Here is a 13,841-nt window from a genome sequence, read left to right on the forward strand (position 1 = left end):
TTACTGAGCAGGGTGGGGCACGGACTATGAGTGTGTACGAATGGGCGCGGCAAGAGTTGCGCAGAAGCCAGGACGCGGCACAGGAAATCGGCTTTGACCCAGGCCTCACGCTGCGCGCCATGCTCAGTGCGGTGGTGCAGCAGAGCAAGGGTGTGCGCAGCTTTGAAGACCTGGCCGACGAGCTGCAATACCTTGCAGAGAACCTCGACGACCAGCAGGAATACGCCTTTATGCGGCCTTAATGGCGCGGCGGCAGGTCTTCGGAGAACAGCTCGTCCTCGGCATCCGGGCTCACCGGAATCTTGTGTTCTTCCGCGGCCCAGGCGCCAAGGTCGATAAGCTTGCAGCGGTCCGAGCAGAACGGCCGGTTGAGGTTGTCGGGTTTCCATTCCACGGGTGCGCCGCAGGTTGGGCAGTCGACGGTCAAGGGTTGGCTCATGATCGGCCTCCACGCAAAGTAAGGTAAAAGTGGTGCAGTCGCTCGACCTCGCTGTGCAGCCAGGCGAGGTCCTTGTCGTTGACCAGCACGTCATCGGCATGGTTCAGACGGTCTTCACGGCTGGACTGAGCCTTGAGGATCGCCTGCACCTGCTGTTCGCTGATGCCGTCGCGCTGCAGGGTACGCTGAATCTGCAGCGATTGCGGCACGTCGATCACCAGAATGCGCTGGGTCATGCTGTACTGGCCGGACTCGATCAGCAGCGGCGACACCAGGATTGCGTAAGGCGATTGCGCACGCGCCAGATGGCTGCGAATTTCTTCGCCGATCAACGGGTGCAGCAGGGCTTCCAGCCAGCGACGTTCTTCGGGCACTTCAAAGATCAGCTTGCGCAGGGCGGCGCGGTCCAGCTGGCCGTCCGGGTGCAACACGCCCGCACCAAAATGCTCGGAAATGCGTGCGAGTGCCGGCCGGCCGGGCTCGACCACCCAGCGCGCGGCATGGTCGGCATCGACCAGGTCAATGCCCAGGTCGATAAAGTGCTGGGCGGCCGCGCTTTTACCGCTGCCGATGCCGCCGGTGAGGCCTAGAATCCAGGGTGTTGCGACACAAGTGGTCATCTGAAACCGACAGACTGCAAATAGAAGTCGGTTATTTGACCACCCCAGAGCAATGCAATCCAGCCGGCAATTGCCAGGCACGGGCCAAATGGCATCGGCACCGATGCCTGGGACTTGCGCAAACGCATCAGGATCAGGCCGGCGAACACCCCCAGCAGCGACGCTATCAGCAGCGTCATCGGCAGGATCTGCCAGCCACCCCAGGCACCGAGCAGGGCCAGTAGCTTGAAGTCGCCATAACCCATACCGTCCTTGCCGGTGATCACTTTGAACACCCAGAACACCGCCCACAGGCTTATGTAGCCTATGACTGCGCCCCACAGCGCATCGGGCAGCGTCACCAACAAGCCGCCGCTGTTGAGGATCAGCCCCAGCCACAACAGTGGCAACACCAGCACATCCGGCAGCAGTTGATGATCGACGTCGATCAGGCTCATGGCCAGCAACCCCCAACTCAGCAGTATCACTGCGCCAGCTTGCCAGCCGAAGCCAAAATGCCAGGCGGCAGTGGCCGAGAGCAGCGCACAGGTCAGTTCAGTGAAGGGGTAGCGGGCGCTGATCGATTCGCGGCAGCGGGCGCAGCGGCCTTTGAGCATCAGGTAGCTGAGTACCGGGATATTTTCCCAGGGGTGAATCGGCTGGCTGCAATGCGGACAGCACGAGTTGGGATGCATCAGGTTGTAGGTCGGGCCGACAGGATCGGCTGGCAGACCGAGTATTTCCTGGGCCTGGGCGCGCCATTCGCGCGCGAGCATCTTCGGCAGGCGCCACACCAGCACGTTGAGAAAGCTGCCGACGATCAGGCCGAGCACCCACGCCATCCCGACAAAGACCCAGGGCTGTTCACTCGGCAGCAGGCTCAAAACGCCGACCCCAACTGGAACACCGGCAGGTACATGGCAATCACCAATGCGCCGACAATACCCCCCAGCACCACCATGATCAGCGGCTCCATCAGGCTGGTGAGGTTATCGACCAGGTTCTCCACATCGGCTTCATAGTGGTTGGCGACTTTTTCCAGCATGAGGTCCAGGGTGCCTGACTCTTCACCGATGGCCGTCATCTGGATGGCCATGCCGGGGAACAGCCCGCTGTGGGCCATGGATTGGTTCAACGGCACACCTGTGGATACATCGTGTCGCATATGTTCGATCGCCTTTGTGAACACTCCATTGCCCGTCGCGCCAGCCACGGAGTCCAGAGCCTGCACCAATGGCACGCCCGCGGCAAAGGTGGTTGAAAGTGTGCGGGCGTAGCGGGCGATGGCTGAGCGCCTCAGCAGTGTGCCCGCCAGGGGCGCGTTCAACAAAGCGGCATCCAGCCCGTCACGAAACCCCGGGTAAGCCCGATAGGCATGGCGCAGCGCGGCTATTGCCAAACCTAGCCCCAAGGCAAGCATCCACCAGGCGTGCTGCAGGAAGTTGGACAGCGCAATCACCAGCAAGGTGAAGCCTGGCAGTTGGCCATTTACCCCGGCGAAGAGGTTCTGGAACTGCGGCACCACGTGGATAAGCAACACTGCACTGACCAGGCAGGCGACGACGATCACGGCGATAGGGTAGGTCATGGCTTTTTTGATTCGCGCTTTCAGCTGCTGGCTTTTCTCCAGGTGAATCGCCACCCGCTCGAGCAATGTTTCCAGGGCGCCTGCCTGTTCGCCTGCGGCAATCAGGTTGCAATACAAATCATCAAAGTGACGCGGCTGTTTGCGCAGCGCTGCCGCCAGGCTATTACCGGCGGCAATCTCCTGTTTCAAGGCTTTTATCAGCGCGCGCATCTGCCGGTTTTCGAAGCCTTCGCAGATGATGTCGAACGCCTGCAGCAGCGCAATGCCGGCTTTTAACAGGGTCGCCAATTGGCGCGTGAACAGCGCGATATCGGCGGGTTTTATCGGCGCTGCAAAAGGTGCCAGGTGCGAAGACTTTTTGCGCACGCGGCCTGGGCAAATCCCCTGCTGGCGCAATTGTGCCTTGACCAGTGCCAGGTTATGCCCGGTGGTTTGCCCGGCCACCCGGCGGCCTTTGCGGTTGGTGCCTTCCCAGGCGTACATCGTTGAAGCGTCATTCATGGCAAAGGTCCGCACACAGGTCGTCGTAGATTTATAGCTTAGTCAGGTGACGGATTCGGACCGCTCGTTGGCGCACGATAAAATGTCAGAATGTGCGTCTTACCCACAATTGGGCGCTCACGGATGAGTACACTGGCGCCGCTGCACACTGCGGGGCGCAGGACGCGCCTTGATAAGGTTTTTATTCTGGAGAGTGAATGTGATGCGTCAGAAAGGTTTTACCTTGATCGAGTTGTTGATCGTCGTGGCAATCATCGGCATTTTGGCCACCATCGGTCTGCCCATGTACACCAAGCACCAGGCCAAGGCCAAGTTCACGGCGGGGCTGGCTGAAATTGCGGCGTTGAAGGCGGGTTTTGAAGACACCCTTAACCAGGGCACTGTGCCGACCCTGGCGCTGGTCGGTGGCACCAGCCCGACCGCCAATTGCACGATCACCGTAGCCGGCGATGTGGCCACGGGCGCCGGCTCCATCACCTGCGAAATCCTCGACGCGCCGGCGCCGGTACTGGGCAAGACCATTACCTTGACGCGCAGCGCCACCCAGGGTTGGGCCTGTGCCACCACGGTCGAGGCGCAGTATGCCGCCAAGGGTTGCGGCGCCGACGGGGCGTAATGCCTGCCGGGCGGTCAGCGAGTTTGTTGCCGCCTGCCCAATGCGGTGCTAGCTTTAGCCCACCGCCCGTGTAGCTCAGTTGGTAGAGCAGCGCACTCGTAACGCGAAGGTCGCAGGTTCGACTCCTGTCTCGGGCACAAGGCAACACTGTTTCAACGGCGACACTGTTTCAAAGGCAACGTTTTCAGATGATCCCAGAATGGTTCTGAAGGCCAGACGAGGCGGCATTCGTGCCCACTCTTTTGTATCTGCGCAACCTTGATGACCCAGATGCATCCCCATTCCATGATCTAAGAGAACAACATGACCACACAAGAAATGACCCAGGAACAGCGGCACGAAGCAGCCCTTAAAAAATACGTCGCGGAATCGCCGGAACTGCTGGACGAGATCAAGGACCTGAGCGCCGATGATCAAAAGGACCAGATCCAGTGGGCGTTCGAGGATGAGGCCGAGGCCCAGGGCCTGCAGCCGTGGGAACTGAGCCTCAAGTACACCTCGACGCCGCAAGAGTTCGAAGCGGCGCGCCTGGCCTTGCACAAGGAGGCCGCCGAGGTACTGGGCGTTGACTGGAACGAGTATTGCGGGATGAATAATCTCGCGATCTGAGCGCGAAATTGAAGGAGCGAGCAACCTCGCTCCTTTTGCTCGGATGTTGCTTGCTCAGAGGCTCAGGCGCATCGACAAATCCACCGCCTTCACATCCTTGGTCATTGCGCCGATGGAAATGTAATCCACCCCGGTCTGCGCGATGGGCAGCAAGGTGGTTTCATTGATCCCGCCGCTGGCTTCCAGCCTGGCCTTGCCGGCATTCAGGCGCACGGCCTCACGCATGTCATCCAGGCTCAACTCGTCGAGCATGATGATATCGGCGCCCGCCGCCAGTGCCTCACGCAGCTCCTCCAGGCTTTCCACTTCGATTTCCACCGGCTTGCCCGGCGCGATCTTGTGGGCGGCGGTAATCGCCTCGGCAATCCCACCACAGGCGGCGATGTGGTTTTCCTTGATCAGGAACGCGTCATACAACCCGATGCGATGGTTGTGGCAACCGCCGCAAGTTACGGCGTACTTCTGCGCCAGGCGCAGGCCCGGCAGGGTTTTGCGGGTGTCCAGCAACTTGACCTGAGTGCTGGCGACAAAGTCCGCCAAGTACTGCGCGCGCGTGGCGACGCCTGACAACATCTGCAGAAAGTTCAGCGCACACCTTTCGCCGCTCAGCAGCGAGCGTGCCGGGCCTTCCAGGTGGAACAGCACTTGATTGGGGCTCACACGCTCACCGTCGGCCACCTGCCAATGTACTGCAACCCGTGGGTCGAGCTGGCGGAACACCGCGTCCACCCAGGCAGTGCCGGCAATAACGGCCGCATCGCGGGTAATGATGGTGGCCTTGGCCAGCCGTTCGGCCGGGATCAGTTGCGCAGTGATGTCGCCGCTGCCGATATCTTCCAGCAGTGCGCGGCGCACGTTGGCTTCGATTTCGGCGGTGAGGTCGGCAAGACGGAGATTCGGCATAACAGGCTCCACAAACAAAGTGCCTCGATTATAGGGGCAGCGCGCCGCCGAACCCATACTCGCCACTCATTTACAGCGCATTGGCAGAGTTCACTGGCGCAACAGCCCCCATTTGCAAGATAATCTCGCGCCTTGCGATTGGCGTCATAGCTTTGACGTCCTGGAGATAACCTGTGTTTACCGCCCGATGGGGCCTGTAGCCGATTTTCCCCAACTCAACACCGCCGTTTCAGGAGGCCAGGATGCACATTGACGGAAAGGTGGTGCCCATCAATCGGGCACAGGCCACGCCATCGCCGCTCGCGCGCCTACCGGTGGTGTTGTTGCAGGTTCGCGACAAGGCTGCGCAGCAGTTGCAGCAAGGTTTGCAGGAACTGTTCGATAACGCTGACGACACCTTGTTTGAAATGGCCGACAAGGCCCGCAGCAATGTTGACCACCATATTTTCTTTGAAGCCATGCGTGACCTGCGCCTCAAGCGCAAGAATTTCGAGCGCGTGTTCATGGAGCAATTGTTCGCCGCATTTATCGACCTGGGCCAGGCCGAGCGCGGTGAGTTTCACCTGGTGCCGGTGGTGTCCTATGAGGCAGCGCCGGGTACGTCCAGTGATGAGCTGGAAAAAGCTGTCGCGCTGGAGGCCATGCTCGGCCGGGTGCGCCATCGCGATGGCCTGGCGCTGGGGCAATTGACCGCGCGTCTGGGCGCGTTGCTCGGCAACCCCCTGGATGAGCGCGATAACCCGCTGGGCCCGGCACTCCTGTGCGAGTTCTTCCTGCGTGCGGGGCGCAGCCTGGGAGTGGAGATTCGCGTCAAGCTGATCATGCTCAAGCTGTTCGAGAAGTATGTGCTCAGTGACGCCGACCAACTGTACGCGGAGGCCAACCAACTGTTGGTCGCCACTGGCGTCTTGCCGCAGCTCAAGGCCGTGCCGTCCCGTCGCCCCGGTGGGTGTGCGGCGCGTGAACAGCAGCCTGAAGGCAACCTCCCGATTGTCGACCCGCCCATGGATGAAAACGGCCAGCAAGCCTTCGCCGCGTTGCAGAAGTTGCTCGCTGCCGTGCGTGGCAGCGTCGCGCCCACCCTGGAAGCCAGCGCCGAACCCCAGCCCATCGCCACCCGCGATTTGCTGCGCCTACTCTCCCACCTGCAGCAATATGTGCCGGAGCCCGAGGCCGAGGACGACTTCGACCTGCGCAACCAGCTTGAGCAGTTGTTGACCCGTGTGAGCGTCAAGAGCGGTAAATCCCGTGTGGTGGAAGACGCCGATGAGGATGTGATCAACCTGGTCGCGCTGTTGTTCGAGTTCATCCTCGCTGACCACTGCGTGCCTGACGTGTTCAAGGCCTTGATCGCACGTTTGCAGATTCCGCTGTTGAAGGTGGCGGTGCTGGACAAGAGTTTTTTCAGCCGCGCCGGCCACCCGGCGCGACGCTTGCTCAATGAAATCGCCGGTGCGGCCATGACATGGAGCCCGCGTGATGACTATCAGCGTGACAACCTGTACCTGCGCACTGAGCAGGTGGTACAGCGGCTGTTGAATGAGTTCGTCGAAGACGTGGCGATTTTTCCTCAGGTGCTGGCGCAGTTCAGCGCCTTTACCGCAGACGAGCGCCAGCGCAGCGAATTGCTCGAACAGCATACCTGTGAGGCCGAGGAAGGCCGGGTGCGCACAGACGCTGCACGCCAGCGGGTGGCCGAGGTGCTCAATCGACGACTGGTGGGCCGAGTATTGCCCCAGGCCGTGGTGCAATTTATTCAGCAGGCCTGGAGCCAGGTGCTGTTGCTGGCCAGCCTCAAGCAGGGCGAGCAGTCAGTGCAATGGCAGGCGGCCGTGCGCACCCTGGACGAATTGATCTGGAGCGTCAGCCTGCAAAAAGACACCGAGGCCGGCCGGCACTTGCTTGAACAACTGCCCGGCCTGCTCAAAGCCTTGCGTGATGGGTTGACCAGTGCAGCGTTCGACCCCTTCAGCACCCGCGAATTTTTTGTACGTTTGCAGGCCATGCACCTGCAGTCGTTCGACGGCGAGCGCCTGGACACGCTGATCGAAGTGCGTGAGCCGTTTTCGCTCGGTAGCGACGTGCCTGACCCCACCCCGAGCCTGCCCAGTGATGACCCGGCGTTGTTCAAGGTCCAGCAGTTGCGCATTGGCAACTGGTTCGAGTTCCAGCAAGACGATGGCAGCCGGCTGCGTTGCAAGCTGAAGGCCATCATGGCGCCGACCAATCGCTATATTTTTGTCAGCCGCACGGGGCTCAAAGTCCTCGATAAAAGTGCCGGCCAATTGGCCATGGCCCTCAAGCAGGGCGCGCTGCGCAACCTTGACGAGGGGCTGCTGTTCGACCGCGCGCTGGCTTCGGTGATTGGCACCCTGCGCCAACTCAATCGCGGCAAGTGATCGCAACCGCAGGGCTGAACGCGGCATACTGGTAACACCTCGACTTATTCAAGGAGCCCGTATGCAGTTGGACCCCACCAGCGGTTGGTGTAAGGGCATCCGTCATTGCCCGTCGCCCAACTTCAACGAGCGCCCCGCCGGCGAGATCTCACTGTTGGTGGTGCATAACATCAGCCTGCCGCCGGGGCAGTTTGCCACTGGCAAGGTGCATGAGTTTTTCCAGAATCGCCTGGATGTCACGGAACATCCCTACTTTGAAGGCATTGTCGACCTACGTGTGTCTGCGCATTTTCTGATTGAACGTGACGGCGCGGTGACACAATTTGTGTCGTGCCTGGACCGTGCCTGGCATGCTGGTATTTCCAGCTTCGAGGGGCGTGAAGTGTGCAATGACTTCTCCCTCGGGATCGAACTGGAAGGCACGGACGAACTGCCGTTTACCGATGCGCAATATGTGGCGCTGCTCGACCTGACCCGGCAGCTGTTGGCGGCCTACCCAGGCATTACCCCGCAGCGTATTTGTGGCCACAGTGATATCGCACCGGGACGCAAGACCGATCCGGGCCCGGCTTTTGACTGGACGCGCTTTCGCAGCGCCCTGCAGGATGGAGGACACGCACGATGAGTTTCCTGGTATTGGTGCTGGCGGTGTGGATCGAGAAGTTCTCGGCCCTGCGTCGGCGGTTGCAACGTGATGGCGGATGGCTGCGCGAACTGGCCAAGCTGGAAACGAGCCCGCGCATGGGCAAGCAGCCTTGGCTGATCCTGGTACTGCTGGTGTTGTTGCCGGTGGCCTTGCTGGGGTTGTTGCTGTTGGTGCTGGAGCCCGTGGCTTATGGTCTGTTGGCGTTGCCGGTGCATTTGCTGGTGGTGATCTACAGCCTGGGGCGCGGCGATCTGCTGGGCGAGCTTGGGCCGTTTCGCGACGCCTGGCGGCGCGGTGACCTGCAAGCTGCCGAGCACGTAGCCGAGCGCGACCTGAAAGTGGCCGCCGACAGTGGCGAGCAACTGCTGGAGCGGGTTCAAGGCCATTTGCTGTGGCAGGCCTACCAAAGCTTTTTTGCGGTGATTTTCTGGTATTTCCTGCTCGGCCCGGTCGCGGCCCTGGCTTATCGCTTGTTGGCATTGGCCAGCGAGAACAGCCAGAACCCGCTGGTCGCCGAGCGCGCCGGGCAATTGCGTCACGCCTTTGATTGGCTGCCGGTGCGTTTGCTGGCGGCCAGCTTTGCCCTGGTGGGTAATTTTGTCGCGGTTAGCCGGGTGATGCTGCATGAGCTGTTGAGCTGGGACATCAGCGCCGCGCAACTGATGGAAAAAGTCGGCCTGGTGGCGGCTGAAATTCCACCACCGGTGGTGGGCGCCGATGGCATCAACAGTTTGGATCGGCTGTGGGAACTGCTGCTGCGGGCCGCTGTGCTGTGGTATGCCGGGTTCGCGATCTGGACGGTGTTGCCTTAGCCCAGAGCAACAGCAAGGCTGCATGTGTTCAAAATGTGGGAGCTGGCTTGCCTGCGATAGCATCACCTCGGCATAACTGAAAAGCCGCGGTGCCTGTATCGCGGGCAAGCCCGGCTCCCACACAAGTCTGTGGTGAATTTCCAAGCCGTTAACCTTACGTTACAAAACTCCCTTTCAAATTGAGCTATACAGTCAGAGCGCCAAATAGTGGCTATCTGCCGCCGCCCTGCGCCTCAATAAAAATAAGAAAGGGAGCTCAACCGTGAAGCGCTTGCTCTATCCCGCTGTCGCCCTGATGAACCGCCTGAGCTTCGGCATGAAGTTCAGCCTGATCAGCGTGCTGTTCCTGCTGCCGATGCTGGCGACCAACTATTTTCTGGTGCGTGACTCCTGGTCGCAATTCCAGGGCACCCGTATCGAACTGCAAAGCCTCGATTTGCTCGGCAGCAGCCTGGCGTTGCGGCGTGACCTGGAGACTCTGAACAATCAGGTGCAGATCAACGCGGTGCTGGGGCAATCAGGCAAGGCCGGCGATCTTGAAGGCAAGATCAGTGCCCTGGAGCAGGGCGTGCTGAGCCGCCTGCAAAGCCTCAACGCCATGACCGCCGACCCCGAGCAAGCCAGCGCCTTCGAGGGCAAGCGCGACGAGTTGATCGCCGCCTTCAAGGCCCAGCAACAGGAAACCTCGCTGCTGAGCAAAAGCGCGCTGATCGGCAAATTACTCAACAAGGCGCAGATGCTCAGCCAGATCATTGCCAGCCAGTCCGGCTTGAGCCGTGACCCTCAGACTGATTTGCGCCAGCTCAGTGAGCTGCTCACCAGCGTCACCGCGCAAGTCACCCAAACCCTCGGCGAGGGGCGGGCCATGGGCGCGTACTCCCTGGGCCAGGGCTTTCTCAATTCATCCTCCAGCACGCGCTTTGAAGAACTGTTGCAACAGTTGGAAAAACTCCAGGCTGAATACGCCTTGAAGCTGCAGGATGCCTTGGGCGCCAGTACCGCCGCGCATACGGCGCTCGACAGCCAGGCCCAAGCCAGCAGTGCCAGCCTCAAGCAAGGCAGCGAGTTGTTCGAAGAGCAGGTTGTCATGGCGCAAACCCTCGACGCGCCATGGCAAGGTTTCTACGACGATGTCAGCCGACTGATGGCCCAGACCTACCAGCTCAATGACGCCACCCTGACGTTCCTTGAGCAGCAACTGCAGCAGCGCCTGGCGCAAAACCGCCTGCACATGGTGGTGCTGGTGTGCGCCCTGGTGGCGGTGTTCCTGCTGATCTTCTATTTGTATGCAGGCTTCTATGCCTCCACGCGCACCACCTTGCGCCGCCTGGGCGCGATGATGGACAAAGTGGCGGCCGGCGACATGACCGTCACCTTTGAGGCCCGCAGTCGCGATGAACTGGGCGACCTGGGCCAAGTGTTCAACGGCACTGTGGCCAAGATCCATGACTTGATCGAACGCGTGGGGCACACCGTCAGCCAGGTCGAGCTGCAAGCCGGCCAGGTGCAGGCCGTGTCTTCGCAAAGCAATCAGGCGGTGTCCGGCCAGCGAAGCCAGATTGAACAGGTGGCGACGGCGATGAACCAGATGTCTTCCACCGCCCAGGAAGTGGCACGCAGCGCGGCGACGGCGGTCAACAGCGCCCAAAGCGTCAACGACGAAACCGTCACCGGCCGTGGCCTGGTGCAATCCCAGCAAGGCAGCATTGCACGCCTGGCCTCGGAGATTGATGAATCGGTGCGGGTGATCAACCAGTTGGCCACCGACAGCCAGTCCATCAGCAGCGTATTGGAGGTGATCAAAAGCATCGCCGAACAAACCAACCTGCTGGCGCTCAATGCGGCGATCGAGGCGGCGCGTGCCGGTGAGCAGGGGCGTGGTTTTGCGGTGGTGGCCGATGAAGTGCGCACCCTGGCAAGACGTACCCAGCATTCCACTGAAGAAATCGAACAGATGATCAGCCGTTTGCACAGCGGTGTCGGCGCGGCGGTGAAGGCCATGGGCACCAGCCATACCATGGCGAACGGCACCGTGGCTCAGTCGGAAAAGGTCCAGCAGGCCCTGGAAAATATCCTTGGCGCCGTGGGCATGATCGTCGACCAGAACCAGCAGATCGCCGCTGCCGTCGAGCAGCAAACCGCCGTCGCGCACGATATCGATCAGAACATCGTCGAAATCAATCGAGCCGGCGAACATGCGGCCCAGGGCGCGCAGCAGACCGAGGCCGCCAGCCGGCAGCTGTCATTGCAGGTCATTGAGCTGAAGCACTTGATCGGGGCATTTCGCGTGTAAGACCTGTACGTAGGAATAGACTCGATTGTTTGTGGTGCCTGTCCCGATTTTTCGCTGTGTCTGTTTTGAGACTGTGATTGGGTGAGAATTTGTTTTACCCACTCAGGGGTCTCGGGAGGCAACGCGATGACGGCGGTTATCGGCATCAAAGGGCACTGCGCCCATTGCGACATCACCTTCGAACTCAAGCCCTGGCAATTGAACGCCATTGCCATCCGTGAGCCGTTTGATTGCCCGTATTGTCAGTGGGTTCTGGAAGTGAACTGCCCCAGGCAACTGCGCCAGTTCAAATCCCTGGATCACTGGGCCATGGTGCACCCAAGCTTGATGGTATTGACCAGCGTGGTGCTGATCGTGGCGATGGTGGCCGAGTGGCTGGGCCTGATCAGCATGGTCGGGCAGCTCAACGTTTCATTGCTGGGGGTGCTGATCCACTTTCTGATGTTGCGCTATGTGCGCCACCGGCAGCGGCTCACCCTGGAACTGCAGGCGGTCAATGGGCTACCAGTTGAAGAGCTCGTACGCGTTGCGTGTGCTCGTTTCGGCCAGCATTGAAGGGCTGATGCCCATGCGTTCGGCCAAGGCCTTGCAGATGTCCGGCAAGTGTTGCGGGCTGTTGCGCTGGCCGGGGTACATGGCGGGTGCCATGTCTGGCGCATCGGTTTCCAGCACCAGCGCCTCAAGCGGCAACTGGGTCAGCACCTTGTGCATGCGCAGCGCCTGGGGCCAGGTGGCCGCGCCGCCCAGGCCCAGTTTGAAACCGAGTTTGATGTACTCGCGGGCCTCTTCAACGCTGCCGGCAAACGCATGAATGATGCCGCCCCGTGGCAGGCGGATGCGTTTGAGGGTGGCAATCACCGCCGCGTGGCTGCGGCGCACGTGCAGCAGGGCCGGGAGCTGGAAGTCCACGGCCAGTTTCAGCTGCGCTTCAAACAGGCTTTGCTGGCGTTCGCGGTCCAGCTGTTGGAGGAAGTAATCCAGGCCGATCTCACCGACGGCGCACAGTTGCCGATGGCCGTGCAGGCGGGTCAGCCAATCACCCAACTCGATCAGGTCGGTGGGGCGATGCTCATCCAGATACACCGGGTGCAGGCCGAAGGCGGCGAATAAACCTTCATCGTCCTGGACCAGGTCCCACAGCCGTTGCCAGTTCTGCTGATACACACCCAGCACCACCATGCGTTGCACGCCGAGTTGGCGGCTGTGAGCGAGGACTTCCCGGCGATCGGTGTCGAAATCCGGGAAGTCCAGGTGCGTGTGGGTGTCGATCAGCTCCACGCTCAAGCCTCGTGTATGCGCTGCTTGAAGGTCCGGCCGATGGCATGCACGCCGGGCTCGTACTGTTCTTCTTCGATGGCCGCCAGGGCCAGGCGCAGGGCGGTGTCGGCGATCAGTTGATGTTGCTGGGCCATGGCGTTGACCGGCAAGGGCAGGAAGTCGAGCAGTTGGGTGTCGCCGAACGTGCCCAGGCGCAACGGCCGGGATTTGAGCGGGAAGTCATGCAGCGCATCGAACACACCTTGCAGCAGCACGTAGGACGTAGTCACCAGCGCGTCAGGCAAATGCCCCAGGCGTTGCAGGAGTTCTTCCATCAACTGGCGGCCACAGTCACGGCTGAAAGCCTCACCTTGTTCGATCAGCACCTCGCCCTCGAAGTCGCGCAAGGCTTCACGGAAACCCGCGGCGCGTTCCTGGCTGATGCTCAGTTCCGGGTGCGCACCGATCAGCGCGATCTGCTTGGGCAACGGCTGCAACAGGCTGCTGGTGAGTTGCTGGCAGGCCTGGCGGTCGTCGCTGACCACTGAGCAGAAGTGCCCGGGTTCCATCACCCGGTCGATGGCGATAATCGGCAGGCCCTTGGCTTGCAGCTCGCGGTAGCTGTCATCGCTGGCCGGCAAGCAACTGGCGACGAACAGCGCATCGCAGCGCCGCGCGCGGAACAGTTGCAGCAGCTGGCGTTCGCTGTCGGCTTCATCATCGGAGCTGGCGATCAGCAGTTGGTAGCCGCGCGCCCGCGCGCCTTGTTCCAGCAGTTTGGCAATGCGCGCGTAGCTGGGGTTTTCCAGGTCGGGCAAGATAAAACCCAAGGTGCGCGTGTGCCGACTGCGCAGCCCGGCGGCCTGAGGGTTGGGCGTAAAGCCATGGGCTTGGACCACGGCACGCACCCGCTCGACGGTGGCGTTGCTGATGCGTTGCTGCTCGGCTTTGCCGTTGATGACATAGCTGGCGGTGGTAACGGACACACCGGCCAGACGTGCAATATCACTGAGTTTCAAACCGGGATTTCCTTGTTTTTTAGAGCTTGCCCCGACATTTTGTCCAATCGTAACCGATTCCTGCACACGACTATTGTCTGAGCTCAAGTGCCGAGTGGTCCTTCAAGCTTGCATAATTAGCGCATAATCTGCCATAAATTCTAGATTAAACGTTTCAGCA

Annotated in this window: 15 protein-coding genes, 1 tRNA gene and 1 pseudogene; 10 read left to right on the forward strand and 7 right to left on the reverse strand. The window is 60.9% G+C overall.

What is annotated here, in order from left to right; translation table 11 throughout:
* The first annotated feature begins 26 nt into the window (after positions 1-26).
* Positions 27-242, forward strand: coding sequence for a hypothetical protein (locus BLV67_RS01200; protein ID WP_003171680.1), 216 nt, complete (start codon positions 27-29; stop codon positions 240-242).
* On the opposite strand, the gene yacG is transcribed toward BLV67_RS01200, so the two are convergent.
* From yacG to BLV67_RS01220, 4 genes are read right to left on the reverse strand one after another with little or no spacing between them, the layout of a single operon-like run.
* Positions 239-439, reverse strand: coding sequence for a DNA gyrase inhibitor YacG (gene yacG / locus BLV67_RS01205; protein WP_017134507.1), 201 nt, complete (start codon positions 437-439; stop codon positions 239-241). The two genes, BLV67_RS01200 and yacG, sit on opposite strands and share 4 nt — an antisense overlap.
* Complete coding sequence (gene coaE / locus BLV67_RS01210; RefSeq protein ID WP_069786042.1) at positions 436-1,059, reverse strand: dephospho-CoA kinase; 624 nt, start codon at positions 1,057-1,059, stop codon at positions 436-438. The genes yacG and coaE overlap by 4 nt, the downstream gene beginning before the upstream one ends.
* Positions 1,056-1,922: a prepilin peptidase gene (locus BLV67_RS01215; RefSeq protein ID WP_069786043.1), complete on the reverse strand. Its 867-nt coding sequence runs from the start codon at positions 1,920-1,922 to the stop codon at positions 1,056-1,058. Before BLV67_RS01215 ends, coaE begins: the two co-directional genes overlap by 4 nt.
* Positions 1,919-3,127, reverse strand: coding sequence for a type II secretion system F family protein (locus BLV67_RS01220; RefSeq protein ID WP_069786044.1), 1,209 nt, complete (start codon positions 3,125-3,127; stop codon positions 1,919-1,921). The genes BLV67_RS01215 and BLV67_RS01220 overlap by 4 nt, the downstream gene beginning before the upstream one ends.
* A gap of 202 nt (positions 3,128-3,329) precedes the next feature.
* On the opposite strand from BLV67_RS01220, the gene BLV67_RS01225 reads away from it, so the two are divergent.
* The 3 genes from BLV67_RS01225 (at position 3,330) to BLV67_RS01235 (ending at position 4,352) form a co-directional block, all read left to right on the forward strand.
* Positions 3,330-3,743 (forward strand): pilin, encoded by a 414-nt coding sequence (locus BLV67_RS01225; RefSeq protein ID WP_069786045.1) that lies wholly within the window; start codon positions 3,330-3,332, stop codon positions 3,741-3,743.
* 64 nt (positions 3,744-3,807) lie between these two features.
* Positions 3,808-3,880, forward strand: a tRNA-Thr gene (locus BLV67_RS01230).
* Positions 3,881-4,046: 166 nt separating this feature from the next.
* On the forward strand, positions 4,047-4,352 hold the full coding sequence (locus BLV67_RS01235; protein ID WP_068931343.1) for a DUF6388 family protein: 306 nt from the start codon (positions 4,047-4,049) through the stop codon (positions 4,350-4,352).
* A gap of 54 nt (positions 4,353-4,406) precedes the next feature.
* On the opposite strand, the gene nadC is transcribed toward BLV67_RS01235, so the two are convergent.
* Positions 4,407-5,255 carry a carboxylating nicotinate-nucleotide diphosphorylase gene (gene nadC, locus BLV67_RS01240; RefSeq protein WP_065911645.1) on the reverse strand — a complete coding sequence of 283 codons (849 nt, stop codon included), beginning with the start codon at positions 5,253-5,255 and terminating at the stop codon, positions 4,407-4,409.
* A gap of 242 nt (positions 5,256-5,497) precedes the next feature.
* Here nadC and BLV67_RS01245 point away from each other — a divergent pair, with 242 nt between their 5' ends.
* The 6 genes and pseudogenes from BLV67_RS01245 (at position 5,498) to BLV67_RS01265 (ending at position 11,960) form a co-directional block, all read left to right on the forward strand.
* A complete protein-coding gene (locus tag BLV67_RS01245) occupies positions 5,498-7,654 on the forward strand; it encodes a DUF1631 domain-containing protein (RefSeq protein WP_069786046.1) in 2,157 nt (718 codons plus the stop codon).
* Positions 7,655-7,715: 61 nt separating this feature from the next.
* Positions 7,716-8,279 (forward strand): 1,6-anhydro-N-acetylmuramyl-L-alanine amidase AmpD, encoded by a 564-nt coding sequence (ampD, locus tag BLV67_RS01250; protein WP_069786047.1) that lies wholly within the window; start codon positions 7,716-7,718, stop codon positions 8,277-8,279.
* A complete protein-coding gene (ampE, locus tag BLV67_RS01255; RefSeq protein WP_065911640.1) occupies positions 8,276-9,112 on the forward strand; it encodes a regulatory signaling modulator protein AmpE in 837 nt (278 codons plus the stop codon). Before ampD ends, ampE begins: the two co-directional genes overlap by 4 nt.
* A 1,231-nt stretch (positions 9,113-10,343) precedes the next feature.
* A pseudogene (locus BLV67_RS33575) lies at positions 10,344-10,547 on the forward strand (HAMP domain-containing protein); the annotation flags it as partial.
* A 153-nt stretch (positions 10,548-10,700) separates the two neighbouring features.
* Complete coding sequence (locus BLV67_RS33580; RefSeq protein ID WP_425272293.1) at positions 10,701-11,405, forward strand: methyl-accepting chemotaxis protein; 705 nt, start codon at positions 10,701-10,703, stop codon at positions 11,403-11,405.
* A 126-nt stretch (positions 11,406-11,531) separates the two neighbouring features.
* On the forward strand, positions 11,532-11,960 hold the full coding sequence (locus BLV67_RS01265; RefSeq protein WP_069786049.1) for a hypothetical protein: 429 nt from the start codon (positions 11,532-11,534) through the stop codon (positions 11,958-11,960).
* Here BLV67_RS01265 and BLV67_RS01270 read toward each other — a convergent pair.
* Together BLV67_RS01270 and cra are read right to left on the reverse strand one after the other, a co-directional pair.
* Positions 11,907-12,683 (reverse strand): TatD family hydrolase, encoded by a 777-nt coding sequence (locus tag BLV67_RS01270; RefSeq protein ID WP_069786050.1) that lies wholly within the window; start codon positions 12,681-12,683, stop codon positions 11,907-11,909. The two genes, BLV67_RS01265 and BLV67_RS01270, sit on opposite strands and share 54 nt — an antisense overlap.
* Before the next feature lie 2 nt (positions 12,684-12,685).
* Positions 12,686-13,681, reverse strand: coding sequence for a catabolite repressor/activator (cra, locus tag BLV67_RS01275; protein ID WP_065911632.1), 996 nt, complete (start codon positions 13,679-13,681; stop codon positions 12,686-12,688).
* Positions 13,682-13,841 lie beyond the last annotated feature (160 nt).

Origin of the sequence: Pseudomonas salomonii (assembly GCF_900107155.1) — a bacterium.
GTDB lineage: Bacteria > Pseudomonadota > Gammaproteobacteria > Pseudomonadales > Pseudomonadaceae > Aquipseudomonas > Aquipseudomonas salomonii.

Excerpts from the sequence above, each read along its gene's own strand:
- nadC (WP_065911645.1), bottom strand. The coding sequence starts at position 5,255 with ATGCCGAATCTCCGTCTTGCCGACCTCACCGCCGAAATCGAAGCCAAC.
- coaE (WP_069786042.1), bottom strand. The coding sequence starts at position 1,059 with ATGACCACTTGTGTCGCAACACCCTGGATTCTAGGCCTCACCGGCGGC.
- yacG (WP_017134507.1), bottom strand. The coding sequence starts at position 439 with ATGAGCCAACCCTTGACCGTCGACTGCCCAACCTGCGGCGCACCCGTG.
- ampE (WP_065911640.1), top strand. The coding sequence starts at position 8,276 with ATGAGTTTCCTGGTATTGGTGCTGGCGGTGTGGATCGAGAAGTTCTCG.
- BLV67_RS01220 (WP_069786044.1), bottom strand. The coding sequence starts at position 3,127 with ATGAATGACGCTTCAACGATGTACGCCTGGGAAGGCACCAACCGCAAA.
- BLV67_RS01245 (WP_069786046.1), top strand. The coding sequence starts at position 5,498 with ATGCACATTGACGGAAAGGTGGTGCCCATCAATCGGGCACAGGCCACG.
- BLV67_RS01200 (WP_003171680.1), top strand. The coding sequence starts at position 27 with ATGAGTGTGTACGAATGGGCGCGGCAAGAGTTGCGCAGAAGCCAGGAC.
- BLV67_RS01225 (WP_069786045.1), top strand. The coding sequence starts at position 3,330 with ATGCGTCAGAAAGGTTTTACCTTGATCGAGTTGTTGATCGTCGTGGCA.
- ampD (WP_069786047.1), top strand. The coding sequence starts at position 7,716 with ATGCAGTTGGACCCCACCAGCGGTTGGTGTAAGGGCATCCGTCATTGC.
- BLV67_RS33580 (WP_425272293.1), top strand. The coding sequence starts at position 10,701 with ATGTCTTCCACCGCCCAGGAAGTGGCACGCAGCGCGGCGACGGCGGTC.
- BLV67_RS01265 (WP_069786049.1), top strand. The coding sequence starts at position 11,532 with ATGACGGCGGTTATCGGCATCAAAGGGCACTGCGCCCATTGCGACATC.
- BLV67_RS01235 (WP_068931343.1), top strand. The coding sequence starts at position 4,047 with ATGACCACACAAGAAATGACCCAGGAACAGCGGCACGAAGCAGCCCTT.